Source organism: Tranquillimonas alkanivorans (assembly GCF_900115595.1).
In the GTDB taxonomy this organism is placed as follows: domain Bacteria; phylum Pseudomonadota; class Alphaproteobacteria; order Rhodobacterales; family Rhodobacteraceae; genus Tranquillimonas; species Tranquillimonas alkanivorans.
The window spans coordinates 1-16,222 of record NZ_FOXA01000008.1; the positions used below are offsets into that span (position 1 = coordinate 1).

Annotated in this window: 18 protein-coding genes; 6 read left to right on the top strand and 12 right to left on the bottom strand. The window is 67.4% G+C overall.

What is annotated here, in order from left to right; translation table 11 throughout:
• Together BM162_RS10980 and infC are read left to right on the top strand one after the other, a co-directional pair.
• Positions 1-238: integrase core domain-containing protein (locus BM162_RS10980; RefSeq protein ID WP_143096143.1), on the top strand; the 238-nt coding region annotated here is incomplete at its 5' end.
• A 264-nt stretch (positions 239-502) separates the two neighbouring features.
• Entirely contained in the window at positions 503-1,015 is a 513-nt protein-coding gene (infC, locus tag BM162_RS10985) for a translation initiation factor IF-3 (RefSeq protein ID WP_245759239.1), read from the top strand.
• Positions 1,016-1,111: 96 nt separating this feature from the next.
• Here infC and BM162_RS10990 read toward each other — a convergent pair whose 3' ends face one another.
• The 8 genes from BM162_RS10990 to BM162_RS11025 form a co-directional block, all read right to left on the bottom strand.
• Positions 1,112-1,903 (bottom strand): FAD binding domain-containing protein, encoded by a 792-nt coding sequence (locus tag BM162_RS10990; RefSeq protein ID WP_093421676.1) that lies wholly within the window; start codon positions 1,901-1,903, stop codon positions 1,112-1,114.
• 9 nt (positions 1,904-1,912) lie between these two features.
• Positions 1,913-2,398, bottom strand: coding sequence for a (2Fe-2S)-binding protein (locus BM162_RS10995; RefSeq protein WP_093421679.1), 486 nt, complete (start codon positions 2,396-2,398; stop codon positions 1,913-1,915).
• 162 nt (positions 2,399-2,560) lie between these two features.
• Positions 2,561-3,550 carry a molybdopterin-binding protein gene (locus tag BM162_RS11000; protein ID WP_093421681.1) on the bottom strand — a complete coding sequence of 330 codons (990 nt, stop codon included), beginning with the start codon at positions 3,548-3,550 and terminating at the stop codon, positions 2,561-2,563.
• Complete coding sequence (locus BM162_RS11005; RefSeq protein WP_093421684.1) at positions 3,550-4,521, bottom strand: XdhC family protein; 972 nt, start codon at positions 4,519-4,521, stop codon at positions 3,550-3,552. Before BM162_RS11005 ends, BM162_RS11000 begins: the two co-directional genes overlap by 1 nt.
• A 113-nt stretch (positions 4,522-4,634) precedes the next feature.
• Positions 4,635-6,737 (bottom strand): OmpA family protein, encoded by a 2,103-nt coding sequence (locus BM162_RS11010; protein WP_093421686.1) that lies wholly within the window; start codon positions 6,735-6,737, stop codon positions 4,635-4,637.
• A gap of 75 nt (positions 6,738-6,812) precedes the next feature.
• Entirely contained in the window at positions 6,813-7,859 is a 1,047-nt protein-coding gene (locus tag BM162_RS11015; protein WP_093421689.1) for a glycosyltransferase family 2 protein, read from the bottom strand.
• A complete protein-coding gene (locus tag BM162_RS11020; RefSeq protein ID WP_093421691.1) occupies positions 7,856-8,737 on the bottom strand; it encodes a GT-B fold glycosyltransferase domain-containing protein in 882 nt (293 codons plus the stop codon). Before BM162_RS11020 ends, BM162_RS11015 begins: the two co-directional genes overlap by 4 nt.
• Complete coding sequence (locus BM162_RS11025; RefSeq protein WP_245759240.1) at positions 8,734-10,560, bottom strand: glycosyltransferase family 2 protein; 1,827 nt, start codon at positions 10,558-10,560, stop codon at positions 8,734-8,736. Before BM162_RS11025 ends, BM162_RS11020 begins: the two co-directional genes overlap by 4 nt.
• 194 nt (positions 10,561-10,754) lie before the next feature.
• On the opposite strand from BM162_RS11025, the gene BM162_RS11030 reads away from it, so the two are divergent.
• From BM162_RS11030 to BM162_RS11045, 4 genes are all read left to right on the top strand, one after another.
• The gene (locus BM162_RS11030; protein ID WP_093421696.1) at positions 10,755-11,576 is read left to right on the top strand and encodes a hypothetical protein; all 822 of its coding nucleotides are present in this window, start codon (positions 10,755-10,757) and stop codon (positions 11,574-11,576) included.
• Positions 11,573-12,463 (top strand): GT-B fold glycosyltransferase domain-containing protein, encoded by an 891-nt coding sequence (locus BM162_RS11035; protein ID WP_245759241.1) that lies wholly within the window; start codon positions 11,573-11,575, stop codon positions 12,461-12,463. The genes BM162_RS11030 and BM162_RS11035 overlap by 4 nt, the downstream gene beginning before the upstream one ends.
• Entirely contained in the window at positions 12,460-13,140 is a 681-nt protein-coding gene (locus tag BM162_RS11040) for an FkbM family methyltransferase (protein ID WP_093421699.1), read from the top strand. The genes BM162_RS11035 and BM162_RS11040 overlap by 4 nt, the downstream gene beginning before the upstream one ends.
• Before the next feature lie 157 nt (positions 13,141-13,297).
• Positions 13,298-14,242, top strand: coding sequence for a hypothetical protein (locus tag BM162_RS11045; RefSeq protein WP_143096144.1), 945 nt, complete (start codon positions 13,298-13,300; stop codon positions 14,240-14,242).
• Here the strand turns inward: BM162_RS11045 and ureG are convergent.
• The 4 genes from ureG to BM162_RS11065 are packed head-to-tail and all read right to left on the bottom strand — an operon-like array spanning position 14,239 to position 16,199.
• Positions 14,239-14,853 (bottom strand): urease accessory protein UreG, encoded by a 615-nt coding sequence (gene ureG / locus BM162_RS11050; protein ID WP_093421704.1) that lies wholly within the window; start codon positions 14,851-14,853, stop codon positions 14,239-14,241. The two genes, BM162_RS11045 and ureG, sit on opposite strands and share 4 nt — an antisense overlap.
• A 9-nt stretch (positions 14,854-14,862) precedes the next feature.
• Positions 14,863-15,483 (bottom strand): urease accessory protein UreF, encoded by a 621-nt coding sequence (locus BM162_RS11055; RefSeq protein ID WP_177215141.1) that lies wholly within the window; start codon positions 15,481-15,483, stop codon positions 14,863-14,865.
• Positions 15,479-15,949, bottom strand: coding sequence for an urease accessory protein UreE (locus BM162_RS11060; protein WP_093421707.1), 471 nt, complete (start codon positions 15,947-15,949; stop codon positions 15,479-15,481). Before BM162_RS11060 ends, BM162_RS11055 begins: the two co-directional genes overlap by 5 nt.
• A 19-nt stretch (positions 15,950-15,968) precedes the next feature.
• The gene (locus tag BM162_RS11065) at positions 15,969-16,199 is read right to left on the bottom strand and encodes a hypothetical protein (protein WP_093421709.1); all 231 of its coding nucleotides are present in this window, start codon (positions 16,197-16,199) and stop codon (positions 15,969-15,971) included.
• Positions 16,200-16,222: the final 23 nt, after the last annotated feature.

Below are 16,222 nucleotides of genomic sequence, written 5' to 3' on the forward strand. Positions count from 1 at the left end.
GGTGAAGGTCTCGATGGACGGTCGCGGACGCTGGATGGACAACGTCATGATCGAGCGGCTATGGCGATCCCTGAAGTATGAGTGCGTCTATCTGCACGCCTTTGAGACCGGGTCAGCGGCCCGGGCTGGCATCGGCAAGTGGATCGACTTCTACAACAACGAGCGCCCGCACTCCGCGCTCGGCGGACGAACACCGGTCGAGGCCCATCAGGGCCCCGGCCTGAAAGCGGCGGCATGATCAACAGGCAAGCTTAGCGGCGCCGCAACACTGTCCGGAAAACGGGGGCCACCTCAGTCTTCCATTGCGTCTTCATGGCCCGTACCTCGCTTGATCGGTGGGTTGCGCCCGGAACCCGTTGCCTGCCGCCTTGTTCCGTGACATGACCGCGCATCCCGCGTGAACGTGCGGCTTGAACGGACGTACCCAGATGGCTATTTTTGCCGTCGACCCAAGCATGAAAGGATCACACCCATCGCTCGCAGACCTCACAACGCCCCGCCGGTGCGTGATACAGGCCCCCGCGTCAACGACCGCATCCGGGCCCCCGAAATCCGGCTGATCGGCCCCGAGGGCGAAAACATCGGCGTCGTGACGCCTCAGCGCGGCCGCGACCTGGCCGAGCAGGCCGGGCTGGACCTGGTCGAGATCTCGCCCAACGCCACGCCTCCTGTCTGCAAGATCATGGACTTCGGCAAGTTCAAGTACGAGCAGCAGAAGCGTGAGAGCGAGGCCAAGAAGAAGCAGAAGACCATCGAGGTCAAAGAGGTCAAGTTCCGGCCGAACACCGACTCGCACGATTACGACGTGAAGATGCGCAACGTCGTGAAATTCCTCGAGAAGGGCGACAAGGTGAAGGTGACCCTGCGGTTCCGCGGGCGCGAGATGGCGCACCAGAACCTGGGGCGGGACCTGCTTCAGCGGGTGGCGGAAGACGTCAAGGAGCTCGGCAAGGTCGAGAACATGCCGAAGATGGAAGGCCGCCAGATGGTGATGATGATCGGGCCGGCAAAGTAACGCCGGCCGGCCATCCCGAGGACGACGCGCCCCCGCAGGTCAGACCGGCGGGGGCTTTTCTTTGTGCTGAGCTTGTCGTCCTCGGCTAGCCGTCGTTCACGTGGCCGCTGAGACGGCACGCTTCGTCAGGACCCCGATCAGGTGAGCGCGGTATTCCGGCGAGCCGTGCAAATCTCCGATCATGCCATCCGCCGGCACGGTCAGGCCCGACAGCGCATCCGGCGTGAAGTTCCGGCTCAGCGCCGCCTCGGCCTTGGACCAGCGGAACACGCCGCTTTCCGAGGCCCCCGTCACGGCGACGCGCACGCCATCCGCGAACTTCGCCACGAAGACGCCCACCAGTGCGAAGCGCGAGGCCGGCTGGATGAACTTCTGGTAGTTCGATGCCTCCGGCACCGGAAAGCGAACCTCGGCGATGATCTCGCCATCGTCCAGCGCCGTGGTGAACATGCCCTGGAAATAGTCGTCGGCCACGATCGTCCGACGGTCGGTCACGACCGTCGCGTTCGCCGCCAGTGCGGCGGCCGGATAGCAGGCGGAGGGGTCGTTGTTGGCGAGGCTCCCGCCGATCGTGCCACGGTTGCGCACTGCCGGGTCGCCGATGCGCGCGGCCAGGCTGGCAAGGCCGGGAAAGCGGTCGGCGGCCTCACGGGCCACCACCGCGTGGGTGGTGCCGCCGCCGATGCAAAGATGGCCCTCGTCGTCTTCGCACACACCTCGGATCTCGCGGATCGCGGTCAGTGAGACCAGCTTCCCGGGCATCGCCAGGCGCTGCTTCAGCGTCGGAATCAGCGTCTGTCCTCCGCCAAGCGCCTGTGCGTCCTCGTCACCCAGAGCGGCGACGGCGTCAGCGATGGTGGCGGGTCGTTCGAATTCGAAATCGTACATTGCGCTCCCTCACTCGGCCGCGACGGCCGGCATCTCCTGCCCGCTCGCCGCCAGAACCGCCTTGACGATGTTGTGGTAACCGGTGCAGCGGCAGATATTTCCCTCGAGGTATTCACGCACCTCGGTGACGGTTGGCTTCGGATTCTCCTTCAGCAGCGCCGTCGCGGTCATCACCATGCCGGGCGTGCAGAACCCGCATTGCAGGCCGTGATGATCGCGGAAACCCTGCTGAACCGGCGACAATGTTCCGTCCGGGGCGGCCATGCCCTCGATCGTGGTGACCTCGGCCCCGTCTGCCTCGGCCGCGAAGATCGAGCACGCCTTCACCGGCGCGCCGTCGATGTGGACCACGCAGGCGCCGCATTGGCTGGTGTCGCAACCGACATGGGTGCCTGTCAGGCCCAGACCTTCGCGCAGGAACTCGACGAGCAGCGTGCGGCCCTCGATTTCGCCCGACACAGACTGTCCGTTTACGGTCATCGAGACCTGGGTCATGCGCTCGCCTCCCTTGACGCTCTTCCTACTCGGCGGGAGTTAAGCACGCGTTGACGGGATTGAGAACACCCGATCTGCCGGCACGGCTTTCGGGTTTCGGCGCACGTAAAACGCTGTCGCTGATATGTCCGGCAATCGGCCGCAGCCTTTTCCCGGCACCGTCTATTCCCGCGGGTGCGGGCGGCCCGGACTCTCCTTCAGCAGCCCGCCCACGCCCATCGCCGCGATGTCCTCGTCGCTCACCTCCAGCCCGCAGGCCACGCGCTCCAAGACCCAGTCCGCGCCGTTCAGCGCGGGCGAGCGGGCGCACCCCGGCAGTCCGATCACCGGCCGCTCTCCCACCTCCCCCAGGAACAACAGGTTGCCCGGATCGACGGGCATGCCGAACCGCTTGACCCGCCCGCCGGCCTGCCGGACCGCCGCCGGCGCCAAGTCGGACGCGTCGGACGTGGCGGAGGCGGTGAGGATCAGCGCCAAATCTCCCTCCAGTGCCGCGAGCGCGTGCGCAATGGCATCCTGCCGGTGCCGCACGCGCGAAACGTCCGACAATTCCATTCCCAGCGCGTCGAGGCGCGTCGCGATCGCCGTCTCGCCCTTGGCGGGTGCCGGCGCCTCGTCCATCTCGGTCAGGATAAGTCCGGCAGATTTCATGACGACGGGACGGACCCGGAGCGCCCCGAGTGCGGCGGCACAGGCACGGTCAGCGGCCTCGGCGCTCACCCCGTACGAGATCACCTTCACGGTCGCCACCATTCGCCGGGGCCATGCACGGGCGAAGGCAGGGAGCGTGGCGAGTGTGAGCATGGGATCGATGCGGTTAAGCGCGTGAATCGCTGCAACGTCGATCTCGAGTATACCCGGCCCCGTGGCATAGAAGTTCACACGACCGGTCGTCGCTTCGGTCACCCGCAGGTGTGCCGCGTCCGGGTCCGGAACAAGCGCAGCCGCCAAGCGCGTGGCCGCTTCGTCTTCGTGCAGGTCGTCCGGCCCGAGCCGCGCGACGACAACCTCGGAAAGCCCGGCCGCCGCGAGCGCACCGAGGTCGTCGTCCGTCAATATCCGACCTTTCCGGATGCGCCCGCCCAGCACCTTGTGCGAATGCGCCAGGATCGCGCCGCGCGCGCATGTCAGCGGCACCGGCCCGAATTCCATCAGCCGCGCCTCAACCGTTGCGTGACCTCGGCCATGATGGCGACGGCAATTTCGGCGGGGGAACGTGCGCCAATGTCGAGGCCTACCGGCGCATGGATCCGATTGATGTCGTCGGCACCGAAGCCCGCCTCCTCCAGCCGCGCCACGCGCTTTGCATGGGTCCGGGTGGAGCCGAGACAGCCGAGGTAGAAAATGTCTGACCGAAGCGCCGTCTCGATCGCGGGATCGTCGAGCTTCGGGTCATGCGTCAGAGTGACAACCGCAGTTCGCTGATCCAATCCGAACTCCGCAAGCGCCTCGTCTGGCCAGTCATGCACGATACGCTCACCTGGGAACCGCGCCGCCGCGCCAAAGGCTTCGCGAGGATCGATCAACACGGCATCGTAGCCTATAAGCCGCGCCATCTGCATCAGCGGCTGCGCGATGTGCACCGCGCCCACCACCGCCATCCGCAGCGGCGGATTGTGGATTGCAACAAATGTCTGGCCATTAGCTTCGAAGCCCGAGCGGTCCATCCGGAACCGGTCCGGGTAATTCTCCGCCCCAGCCAGACATCGCTCTCCCGTCTCGACATCGACGACATATGCGACGGGCCGCCGCGCCGCCCGGGCAGCCGATAAGTCCGACAAAAGCGCCTCGGGCAGCGCCTGGCCCACCGGTTCAAGGAAAACGCGGATCCGACCTCCGCAAGCGAGACCGACGGCGAAGGCCTCGTCGTCGCTCACGCCGAACTCCAGCATTCGCGCTCGACCGTCCTCAAGCGCTTCCAGCGCCTCGACCACCACTGCGCCTTCGACGCAGCCGCCAGACACCGAGCCCGCGATTTCGCCTTCGCCAGATACGGCGAGTTGGCTGCCAACCGGCCGCGGCGCCGATCCCCAAGTCTCGACCACGGTCGCGAGGGCCGCGCGCCGCCCCTCGCGGTGCCAGCCCAGCGCGGTTTCCGGAATGGCATCGAACTCAGCCGTCATGGCGCTCTCCTCTCACGACGATCGAGATTGCGCCACCCATCCGACTGTGTCCAGACACAGGCAAGCGCCCCGTGGACCGCACGGACCCCGGGGCGCAAATGACGTCACTCGTCCTACTGCGCAGCGGCGGTCCGCAGCAGCGGCGTGATCCGGCGTACGGTAGCACGGCGATTGGCGCGCTCGGCCTCCTGGGTTTCGACCTTCAGGAAGCGCTCGCCGTAGCCCTGCACGACCAGGTTCTCGGGCGGCACGTCGTAATACTCCGTCAGCGCCAACGCCACGGACTCGGCTCGCCGATCAGACAGGGCAAGGTTGTAGCTCGCACTGCCGACCGCGTCGGTGTGCCCCTCGATCAGGAAGATCTCGCGCGGGTTGTCTTCAATGGTCTGAGAGATGTAGCGCCCAAGTTCGGACAGTTCCTCGGCCTCCCCCGGCTGGATTGCGGCCGAACCGGTCGGAAAAGTGATGTTCTCGAGATCGATGGCCGGAGCAAGCTGGCGCACCTCGGCAATATTGCGCACCTGTTGGAGAGAGAAGTCTCGCGTGTAGGTCCGCTCGGCCCTGAGCGCCTCGCGCAGCGCCGCCTCGTCAGACGGATCGACGGTGGCGGCCGCCTGCTCGGGCGCGGGCAGGCCGGCCACGTCCACCGGTTCGGTCTGCTGCGTCTCGTCGATCAGGACGATCCGCTCGCCGTCCGGCGTGATGCGCACACGGCGGATCACCTCGAGCTCCGGATTGCGGATCGTAACGATGCGGCTGCCGTCCGGACGCGTTATCGTGGTGCGGCTCGAGCCGTCGGCGAAGGTCTCCGTCTCGACCTCGCTGCCGGGGCGGCGCAGGAGCGCGTTGTCGTCCTTGAGCACCTCGTATGTGCCGTCGGGCTGCTGCACCACGACCCGATCCTCCGAACGACTGACAATTTCGCGGTTGCCGCTGAGCAGCGTTCCGACCGCGATGGCGCCCGCTCCGGCCAGCAGCGCTTTCTCAAGCGTGCTCAGTCCGTCGTCATCGTCCTCTTCGACGGCCGCGCCCGCCTCGGCACCGGTCTCCGCGGTGGCCTCGGCGTCCGCGTCCTCTTCCGTGACGAAGCCGCTTTCGAAGTCCTCGTCGCTCGACCGCGCCGTCTCTTCCGTCACGGTCTCGCTCTCGACACCCGTGACCTCGGCGTCTTCCGACAGCGCGGCGAGCGGGGCGGGCTCTTCTTCTGCGACCGGAGCGTCGTCCGTGGGCGCAGCCTGATCGACCGCATCGGGCGCTTCAGCCGGCGCGGGCTCATCGGCCATGGCCGGTTCTTCGGAAGGGTCAGCTCCATCCGTGGCCAGATCATCGGCCTGCTCCGCCGGGGCCGTTTCTTCGGCAGTCGCCTCCAGCGCCTCGCGCAAGGTCTCGGCGTCGGTGGCCCTATCGGAAGCGGTATCTTGTTGAGGCGGCAGCTCCGTCTCAGCGGCAGCTTCGGCCTCCGGTGCGGCCTCAGCCTCTGCCCCGTCACCGCCCGTTGCGTCCGCCTGCGCTTCGGCTTCAAGCGCCTCCCTCAGGACTTGTGCGTCATCGGTCGAGACGGGTTCCTGCGAAGTGTCTGACGTTTCCGCGCCGGCGGCTTCGTCGATTGTCGGAGCATCTTCCTCCGCCTCCATCTCGGCTTCGGGCGCAGCCTCGACGTCCACGTCCTCCGCCGGTGGTTCGACAGCCTCCACCACCTCCTCGGTCGGTTCGGCGGAGACAGAGTCATCCGTGGCCTGATCAGGCACAGGTGCCGCAGGCGTGGCGGCTTCGTCGTCGGAAACGTCCGTCGCTTCCTCCACCTGTTGCTCGGCCTCGTCCTCGCCCCCGGTCTGTGCGGGCGCGGCGTCGGGCGCGGCGGGCTCAGCCGCCGCCTCGGCTTCGGGCTGTTCTTCGGCAGCCTCCGCTGCCGGCTGCTCGTCCGTCTCTCCCATCTCGGCGCGAAGCTGCTCGAGCTGCGCCGTATCGATGCACTCCGCCAGGTCCAGCGCGGCCAGTCCGCTTCCGGAGGAAAGTTGGCGCAACTGGCCGGGAGGAACGCCCAGCGTCTCGGCCAACCGGTTGATCAGTCGGGGCGATGCCGCGGCTACGGCGTCGGCGAGCGGCACGGCGTCGTCCGGACACGGCGGCGCGGTCTCCTGCGCCGCGATACCGTGGGGCAGCGCGAGGGACAGGCTCGCAAGAAGGGCGGTGGTCGTTCTGAGAGTGGTGCGCATATGTGCGATCCGTCTTACATTCGTTCATCTGACGAACAGAATGGACGGCACGGAGGTTCCCGCGGCGCCTGTCGCTCAGCGGCGGCTCGCCTTGTGGGCGGTCTGGAACAGGCTGACCAGTTCACGCGCCAGCGCTTCGTCAGGCGCGGTGCTGCCCTGAGATATCAGGAGGCGGCCGTAGAACTCGACCAGCGCCGGGTCCTGCAGCATGCGCTGGAAAGCGGCCCGCTGCCATGCGCGGCAGTCCGCCTCGGCCTCAGCAACACCCGGAAGCGTGCGCAGGCGGCGCGCCTCCGCTTCTGTCGCGGGCGCCATGTGGCGGATGCTCGTGTCCTCGACCGTGTTGAAGTTCCGCTCGACCCAATACGTCAGACCGATCCGTTTCTGCGTCCGGTTGGGCAGCCCTCGCGCCGCTTTCAGCAGGAAATCTTCCGCCGAGCGGACCGAGTAGTGGTTGAGTTGCACGAGGTTCGTCGCTGCCGGTTCTCCCCAGTGCAGGATGCGCCGGTCGTCGATCGCCATCGCCTGCGACACGCGGCGGCCGGAGCCGTCGCGGAGATCCGGTTGCGCCTCCGCTTCCAGCCGGGGACGGTGAACGCCGGGTTTTGCAAAGGGTCCCTCGCGGCGGTAGAGCGTCTTGAAGAAGCGGCAGAGCGGCGGATATAGCGCATCGGCCGCGATCGCGCGCGTGTAGGCGCGAATAGTGGGGGCCTCGGGCCGTGTGGCGTGCCCCGAATGGCCGAACAGGCGCCAGGGCAACATGACGGCGTCGGCGCCCGGAACGGAAGTGACGAAATCCTGGAACGTCGCGAGCGGCGGGCGCAGGTTCACGAACTCGTCGGCGTCGAGGACCGCGATCCAGTCGGCCTCCTGTACCGACGAATGGTGCCGTGCAAGCTTCAGCGCCGACCATTGCGGCGTCTTGCCCTCGGGCACCTCGTTGCGCAGGTGGGCAATGGCACCGCTTTCGGCGAGGCGGTCTAGCAGCTTATCGGACCCGTCGGTGCAATTGTTCGACAATACGAGGATCTCGGCGCCGGCGGCGCGGTGATGGGCGATCCACTCCACGAGGTGGGGACCCTCGTCGCGCATGGTCGAAACGATGACGACCCGCGGGCTCATGCCGGCTGCCTCGCCATCCAGAACTGGGCAAATTCCATGTACAACCGCCGCGCGAGATCGTTCCCGAGAGTGTGGGCGAGACCCTCCATCTCGCGCCGGGCCTGAGGCCAGGCGTGTGTGTAGCGAAAGGAGTGGTAGTGAATCAGCGTCGGAGTCGCGTCGGGCTCGAAGGCCCGGTCGGATATGGAGAAGTTCCAAGTGTCCGGCAGAACGCGGTACGGGACGTCGAAGCGGGCGAAGGTGATGGGCAGGGCAATCTGGTCAAGCCACGGGCGCTTCTTGGCGACGCGGCAGTGCCAGTCGATGTCTCGGGCCGTGACCAGCCATAACTCCGGAAACGTCGGACGACCAGTGTCAGACCCGAAGGCGATCATCCCGGCATTGAAATATGGGTAAAACTCGATCCGGCGGCGGCGCGTCAGGCGGACCCGTTCTTGCGGCAGCGGCAGGTCGAAATGGGCGTAGGCGCGCTCCCACCGATCGTTGCCCTTGCCCCAACTCGGCACGCCCTCGGGAACGACCGAGACGGTGCCGGGGGCCAGAACGTCCGCGAAGTCGAGCGGGCGGGCACAGATCATGTCGGTGTCGAGGAAGACATGCCCGTCCTCCTCCCGTGGTTGAATACTTGCCAGGAGCTTGTTGCCGTGAGGGAACGGCTTCTTCCACATATTGTCCGGCACATCGAAGGAGCGCGTGTCGACGTCGAGTGCATCAAGCGCCGCACGTGTGACAGGTAGAAGTTCCGGCGCGCCCGCGGGACGGTATGCGATCAGCCGGTCCCGCGCCCCGTTGTGCCGGCGCAGCGAGGCCGCGAGCACAACGGCCTGCGCTTCGAGATGGCGCCCCTCGACGACGAAGTAGACGGCGACGCGGCTCATGCCGCGGCCCGGTGCCGGCGAAAAGCGGCAATGACGGCAGGGTCCAGGGGCAGCCGCTCATGGTAACCGAGCGCGCGCAGGACGCGCTTCCACTCGGACCAGTCCTCCTGCCGGTCCGCCCAGAGCCGGCCGAGAAGATAGAGCTGCGGCGGAGCGGCGCGGTCCGAGGCGGCAACGGCATCCGCCAGCGCACTCGGCCTGAGCCTCGGATCACCCAGTGCGAGCGCGGCCGGCTTCAGCTCTGCCAGCCGCGCGCCGAGGGCCTGTGGCTCCGTGGCCAGCGAAACGTCGGACATATCCAGCCGATCGCACTCCGCCACTGCGTTCCGCGTCCACAGGCGCCGGATGAAGGTCCGGTGCGCCGGGTTGTCTTCGTGCACGGCCGCACGCAGGCCCGACACGCTGCGGACGAGGTGCGCGGCGAGGAAACCGGTCGTGCCGCCGAGTTCGAGCCACAGCCCGTTTTCGGGCACGATCCCCGGCAGCTTGCGGGCCGGATTGCGCAGGAACTTGCCCTGCCGGACGAGCTCGAGCGCCAGAGGCGTGAAAAGGCGCGGGTCGGCGGGCAGCTCGATCGAGTGGTTCGCGATCCATTCCATCGGCGGCTCCGCCGACAGGTCCACCTCTCCCTCAACGTAGAGTGGAGGCGGTCGAAACACGCGCCGCCCCGGCTCTGTCTTGCCCGGTCCCGCTGCTGCCCGTTTCTGAACGTTGGACATTTTCGCGGCAATCTTTACCGGGTCGCGTGGCTTCGGCGGCTTCGCCGAGACCTGCGTGATGGGCACGGCACTCGCGGCCCGCAGGTCGTCGACGAAGCGGGCGTATCCCGGTGTCGCCTTGAAGGCGGCCAGCCGCGCCTCGGCCCGCTCGACGGCGGCGTGGTGAAGGCGATTGAGCTCGGGGTCGGCCAAAAGCCCGTCGAAGATCGCGCGCCGCCGCGCCGCGTAGCGCAACATCGTGTCATCGCGCACCTCGTTGCGGTCCTGCAGCGCCCAGTAGGACGGATCGTACTTGTTCGCCTTGTTGTTGACGTTGCCGCGCAGGCGACGGATGGCGTAATCGTCCACCGCCTTCACAGCGTAGTGGTTCATTTGCGCCCAGCCATACCCCACCGTGCGCACGATCGAGCGCCAGCCGCGGAACTTGAAGTAGTCCTCCATTCCCTGCCCCGACCCGTTAAGCCAGCGAACTGTCTGGGGAAACTCGGTGTCCAGCACCTTGTTCTTCATTGTCGGACGATGGATGCCGAGCTTCCACCGTTCGGGGTCGAAGCGGAACAGCGTCTTGACGCCCCACCCCTTGTTCCACATTGGCGGCGCGGCCTGCAGGTAGCGTTCGGTGACGAGGTCGCGCGACCAGTCGCGCAGACCGCCCGAGCCGAAGATGCGCCAGGTGATCACGATGCCGTTCGCGCCCTCGGCGACCACCGCGTCGAGCAGGCCGTCGAGCGTGCCGTCGCCGTGGCGGATGCACAGGAACTCGTCGGCGTCGAAGACCATGACCCAGTCGCTTTGTCCGACAATTGGCTCGGCCTGCGCGTGCTTGATGGCCGAGGGCTGGGGCTTCACGCCTTTCGGGATCACGTTATGGCGGTGATGGGCGAGTCCGAGGCATTCGAGGCGCTGTAGCATCTCGACCGTGCCGTCGGTGCAGTCGTTGGTGTAGACGACGATGTCGGTGAAACCGACCGCCAGGTGATGCGCCACCCATTCCAGCAGGTAAGGTCCCTCGTCCTTCATCATCGAGACGGCGGTGACGCGGCCGTGACGGCTGACTGGCCTGGTGGGAAGCGCCGGTGAAACCTGCTCTGCCGATGCGTCCACGTGACCTGCCCCGTTCCCGCGCCTGCCGGAGAAACTCCTGCTCGGCGCCGCCTTTTCGTCCTTTTCCAGCACGATAAGCGCAACGCGGGAGGACGTACAACCGCCCGCGCCCGGCTGGACAACGCGCCGGGCCTGCGACAGCATCGGGGCGACAACGACAGTCCGACCGCGACCGGACGGAAAAGAGGCAGGCGATGACGGAATCGACGCGCAGACCGGTGGCGTCGCTGTGGATCGGCGAGCGGCTACAGTATCTCAACCAGCTGTGCCTTCTCAGCCACGTGCAGCAAGGCCACCCGACGACGCTTTACTGCACCGAGACGGTCGAAAACGTGCCCGAGGGGGTGACGGTGCGCCCCGCCTCCGAGATCATGGACATCCCCATGAACATCGTCGAGGAAACCTCGGCCTCGTTTCTGTCGAACGTTTTCCGCTATCACATGATCCGTCGGACAGATGCGGTCTGGATCGATTGCGACGCCTTCTGCCATCGCCCCTTCCCGGACGAGGGCGACCACATCTATGCCGGTCACGGTTTCCGCGGCGCGCTGAACTGCGGCGTCGTCAAGATCCCGCGCGAGGGCGAGCTGATCGCGCGGCTGCTGGACTATTACGAGAACCTGCCGGACTACCCGGCGTGGTGGAACAAGAACCAGCGCAAGAAGCTTGACCGGCTGGACAAGAAGCAGCCGGAGTTGCCTCACGCGGTCAAGATCTACAAGGCCGAGCGGACCTCGTTCGGGCCGCAGGCGTTCACGTACTTCGCGCAGCAGACGGGCGACTACGACCGCGCGATGACGCCGGACACGCTGTATCCCGTACCCTTCCAGCTGAACGACACCTTCTACGACCCGCACGGACGCGTGGAAGGCTGGTTTACCGAGCAGACCCTGTCGGTGCACCTCTACACCAATGGCACCCGGCCCTGGTGGCGCAAGCACGTCCCGCTTGAGAATTCATATGCCTGGCGTATGGCCCGGCAGGTGGGAGTCGATCCGGCGAAGGCGCTCGAATGACCATGCCCCGGCCGCGCCTGACCTTCTTCTACATCGTCGAGCCGCCGGACTATCAGATCCTGGCCTGCACGCTTCTGGCCTCGATCCGCACGCAATTCGGGCCGGAGGTCAAGGCCGTCGGCTACTGCCCCGCGCACCGGATGGAGGAGCTTCACCCCGCCGTGATCCGCGCCCACGAGATCATGGGGGCAGAGCTGCGCGCCATGCGGACCGAGGGGATGTGGGACACGCCCTACCCGCACGGCAACAAGATCGTGGCGGCACTGCAGTCGCGCGACAGCGAGGTCTCGGCCTTCGTTGACAGCGACGTGCTGTTCCTGCGGGCCAACGAGGCGGACAACCTGGTGAAGCCCGGCCACGTGTCATGCTCTGCCGCCGCGTCGATGACGTGGGCGGGACAGGAGATCTGGGACACGATCTATGGCGCGTTCGGGATGAAGGTCCCCGCCGAGCGGATGCACCTGATGCGCCGCTCCCCCGAGCCGGTGGTGCCCTACTTCAGCTCGGGACTGGTCGTTTTTCCCGAGGACGGCGCGACGCGGTTTCCGGATGTCTGGTACGACACGGCCCGGACGGTGGACCGCATCGACAGCCTGGACATGCGCCGCCCTTACCTCGACCAGATGTCGCTGCCGGTGTCCATCCTGCGCGCCGGGCTTGGCTGGAACGTGCTTCCGGAAGAGCAACACTTCATCCTGGGCGGCAAGCTGCGGGGCGCTCCGCTGCCGGAGGACCGCGAAATCTTCACCGTGCATTACCGCAGGCAGAAGATCCTGAAGGAGGTCGGACTGCACAAGGTGGCGCGTGGGATGCTGAAGGCGCAGACCGGCGTCAGCTTCGTGCGCCGCCTGACCGAGCGGCCGGACCTGGTGAAGGCGGCGGAATGAGCGAGCGTGACGATAGCCTGGCGGAGCGGCGGGCGAAGAAGCTGATCCGCCGGCAGGAGCGCAACCTGCGCAAGGCGCGGGCCGAGGGCTTCCTGCACGGGGTGGCGGCAATGCTGCGGCCCGGCGACCTGGCCATCGATTGCGGTGCCAACGTGGGCGACGTGACCGAGGTTTTGGCCGCGACGGGCGCCGACGTCATCGCGTTCGAACCCGACCCGTGGGCGGTCGAAAAGCTAGAGGCGCGCTTCGTCGATCGTCCGAATGTCAGGCTGATCGCGGCCGCCTTGGGAGTGGAGGAGGGAAATGTCCGACTGATGCGGTCGGACGGGTTCGGAGACAATCCCGAGGGTGCGTCCGTGAAGTCGACGGTGCTGAGCGGTGGCCGCGCCATCGACGCGGCGAATGCCGTCGATGTACCCCTCATCGACTTCCCCGCCTTCCTGGAAAGCGAGGCGGACAGGCGCGGCCGCGTCGACTTCGTCAAGATGGACATCGAAGGCGCCGAACTCGAGATCCTGGAGGTGATGGAACGGCGCGGGTTGTTCGACCGGGTGCGCTGTCTGGTGGCCGAAACGCATGCGCGCAAGTTCAAGCATCTTCGCCCCCGCTTCCGGGCGCTCAGGGACCACGTGTCGGAAAAGTATCCGCCGCACCGTGTCAATCTCGACTGGATCTGACGGACTGTTCGCGCAGCTTCTCCAATGATTGCGGAAGCTTGGGTCCCGGCCCCAAAATGGCCTACCGTCCGGACAACCCGTGTCCGATTTCCTCTGCAGACTTGGCTAAAGAAGGAAACAGTCACCCGGGAAGGCACGGCTGCGAATGGTGAAGGCGTTGATCCAAGATCTGTCCGACGATTGGGACGACGACGACCCGGACGAGGCGGACGACGAGTCCCTGCCGGACAGCTTCGCCTATGCGCTCAACCCCGACCACCACATCCGCTTCCAGCGGCGCGGGCCGCACCTGCTTGTCGCGTTCGAGGCCGCGCCGGAGCCCGAGGCGGAACTGGAAACGCGGGAGCTTCGCCTGGACGCGCTGGCGCGGGAACAGGACTGGTCGGTGCTGACGTTCCAGTCACGGGGCAACACGTGGTTCCGTGCGCCCGAGGTCGTCAGCTATTTCGACGCGATGGTCGACGGCACGCTGCTCGACCAGTTCGAGGACGTGCTGTTTTATGGCGCAGGATCGGGGGGGCACGCCGCCCTGTCGTATGCGCTTGCCGCGCCCTTCAGCCGGGTCCTCGCGCTCGCCCCGCAAGCCACGCTCGATCCGCAGGTCGCCCCCTGGGACACGCGCTTCCCCGAAGCGCACGACATCGACTTCGCCGACCGCTACCCGCCCACGCCCGAAAACCTTTCGGCCTCCGAGGAGGTGTGGGTGATCTTCGACCCGCGGCAGCCCGAGGACGCGCGCCATGCCGGGATGCTCCGCTCGTCCGTGACCGAGGACCTGCGCTGCCGTCACATGGGCCACCAGATCGAAGAGACGCTGGCGTCGTTCGGCATCCTCGACGACATCGTATCCGAAGCCATGGCCGGAACACTGGACCCGCAGACGTTCTATACCGCCCTGCGCGCGCGGCGTGACAACCCGGGCTACTTGCGCGGGCTCGTCGGCCGATTGGAGCGGGACGAGCGCCGCCTGCTCGAGGCGCTGGTGCTGCGCAACATCGGCATCCGCACCGGCCGAAAGCGGTTCCTGCGCCGCTTCGAGACCGTGCGCGCCGAACTCGAGGCCGCGGGCATCCGCATCCCTGAGCGCCGCACCCCGCGCTAGGCCAGACCGCCCTCGCGCTCGATGAACGCGACCGTCTCGTCCACACCGCGCCCGTCGCGCAGCCCGGCCATGACATAGGGCCGGCCGTTGCGCGCCTCGCGCGTGTCGCTCTCGAGCATCTCGGGATCGACGCCGACATGCGGGGCGAGGTCGGTCTTGTTCACGATCAGAAGGTCGGATCCCGTGACGCCCAGCCCCTTCTTGCGCGGGATGTCCTGTCCGGCTGCGGTGTCGATGACGTAAAGCGTCAGGTCCGCAAGCTCGGGGCTGAACGTCGCGGCCAGGTTGTCGCCGCCCGACTCGATCAGCACGAGGTCGAGGTCGGGAAAGCTTCGCCGCAGGTCCGCCACGGCGGCGAGGTTGATCGACGCGTCCTCGCGGATCGCCGTGTGCGGGCAGCCCCCGGTCTCGACCCCGCGGATGCGGTCGCCGGGCAGCACCTGCGCGCGCATCAGGAACTCGGCATCCTCGCGCGTGTAGATGTCGTTGGTAATGACGGCCATCGAGTACCGCCCGGCCATCGCGCGGCAAAGCTGCGCCGTCAGCGTCGTCTTGCCCGCGCCCACCGGGCCGCCGATACCCACCCGCAGGGGGCCGTGATGCGAAGCCATGTCGTCTCCTCAGGTCTTGAACAGCCGCACGTCGCGCGTCTCGTGCCGCATCGCGGCAAGGTCGGCGGCGGGCACGGCGCTGGTGATGTCGTCAGGCATCATCCGCGCCGCCTGCCCGGCGACCCCGAGGATCGTCGGCTGAAGCGCGGCGAGCACCCGCTGGCCGTCGGTCTGGCCCAGCGGGACGAGCCGGACGGCGGCATGGATCAGGTTTGCGGCAAAGGCCAGGAGGTACCGCGCCGCCACCCGCTGCGGCGGCAGTGACAACGACCGCGCCGCCATGCCCACGGCGACGGGGAGCGCGGCCGGGTCGGCGTGGTGGCCCATGCCGCTGAGCGTCCGGGCAAAGGCCGCCCCTTGCTCCGCCGTCTCGGTCCAGCGTTCGCGTGAGACCGCCAGCGCGCGGGCTTCGGCGTCGACTCCGTCCCGTTCCATCGCGGCGCACAGCAGGACGGCGTCCGACAGCCCCGCGCCATCGCGCAGGATGGAGGTCAGCCAGGCCTCGAGCGAGGGCGCGTCGTGCACCGCACCGTCGCCGATCACCTGTTCCAGCCCGTGGGAATATGCGAACCCGCCCACCGGGAAGGCGGGCGAAAGCCATTGCACCAGCGTCAGGTCGTCCGCCTCAATGCTCATGCGCGGGATCGTGGTCATGTCCGTGGGAATGGCCCATGGTGCGCCCGTGGCCATAGGCGCCGCCCTCGGGCGTGAACGGCGCTGTGACCTCCCGCACCTCGGCCCCTAGCCCGGCCAGCATCTTGGCCAGCACGTGGTCGGCGCGGATCAGCAGGCGGTCGGGCTCGATCTGGCAAGGGGTGTGGCGGTTGCCGATATGCCAGGCCAGGCGCGGCAGGTCGCCCCTGATCTCCAGCAGCGGTTCGGGCGCGGCGCGAACGCCGATGCGGCGGCCGTCCTCGAGCACCAGCGCGTCGCCGTCACGAATGTCAGACGTTTCGGGAAGATCGACCAGGAACGCGATCCCACCCGCGCTTTCCAGCCGCTTGCGGCGCAGAAAGCGGGCGTCATACGTCAGGTCGATGTGATCGGACGCAGGCGTCTGCCGCGCCACGGTCGTTGCGCGGGGAAGGGCGATCATGCCGCCCTCCCCGGCCGCGTCAGGCCCAGAGCAGGTCGCGAAAGACGTGGCGCGGAATGTCCTCGCGCTTCAGGCCCAGCTCGGCCAGCTCGGCGTCGCTTTTCGCTTCCAGCGCCTGGATTTGATCGAAGCGCGCCTGGCGCTCGATATAGGCATTGAAGCCCGCGCCGATGCCCGCGAAAAATTCGTCCAGCCGCTGCCGCAGCGACGGCGTTTCGCGGAAGGTGGTGTTGGTCGTTGCAGTCGCCATTGGAAACCTCGTGCATTGGCAAG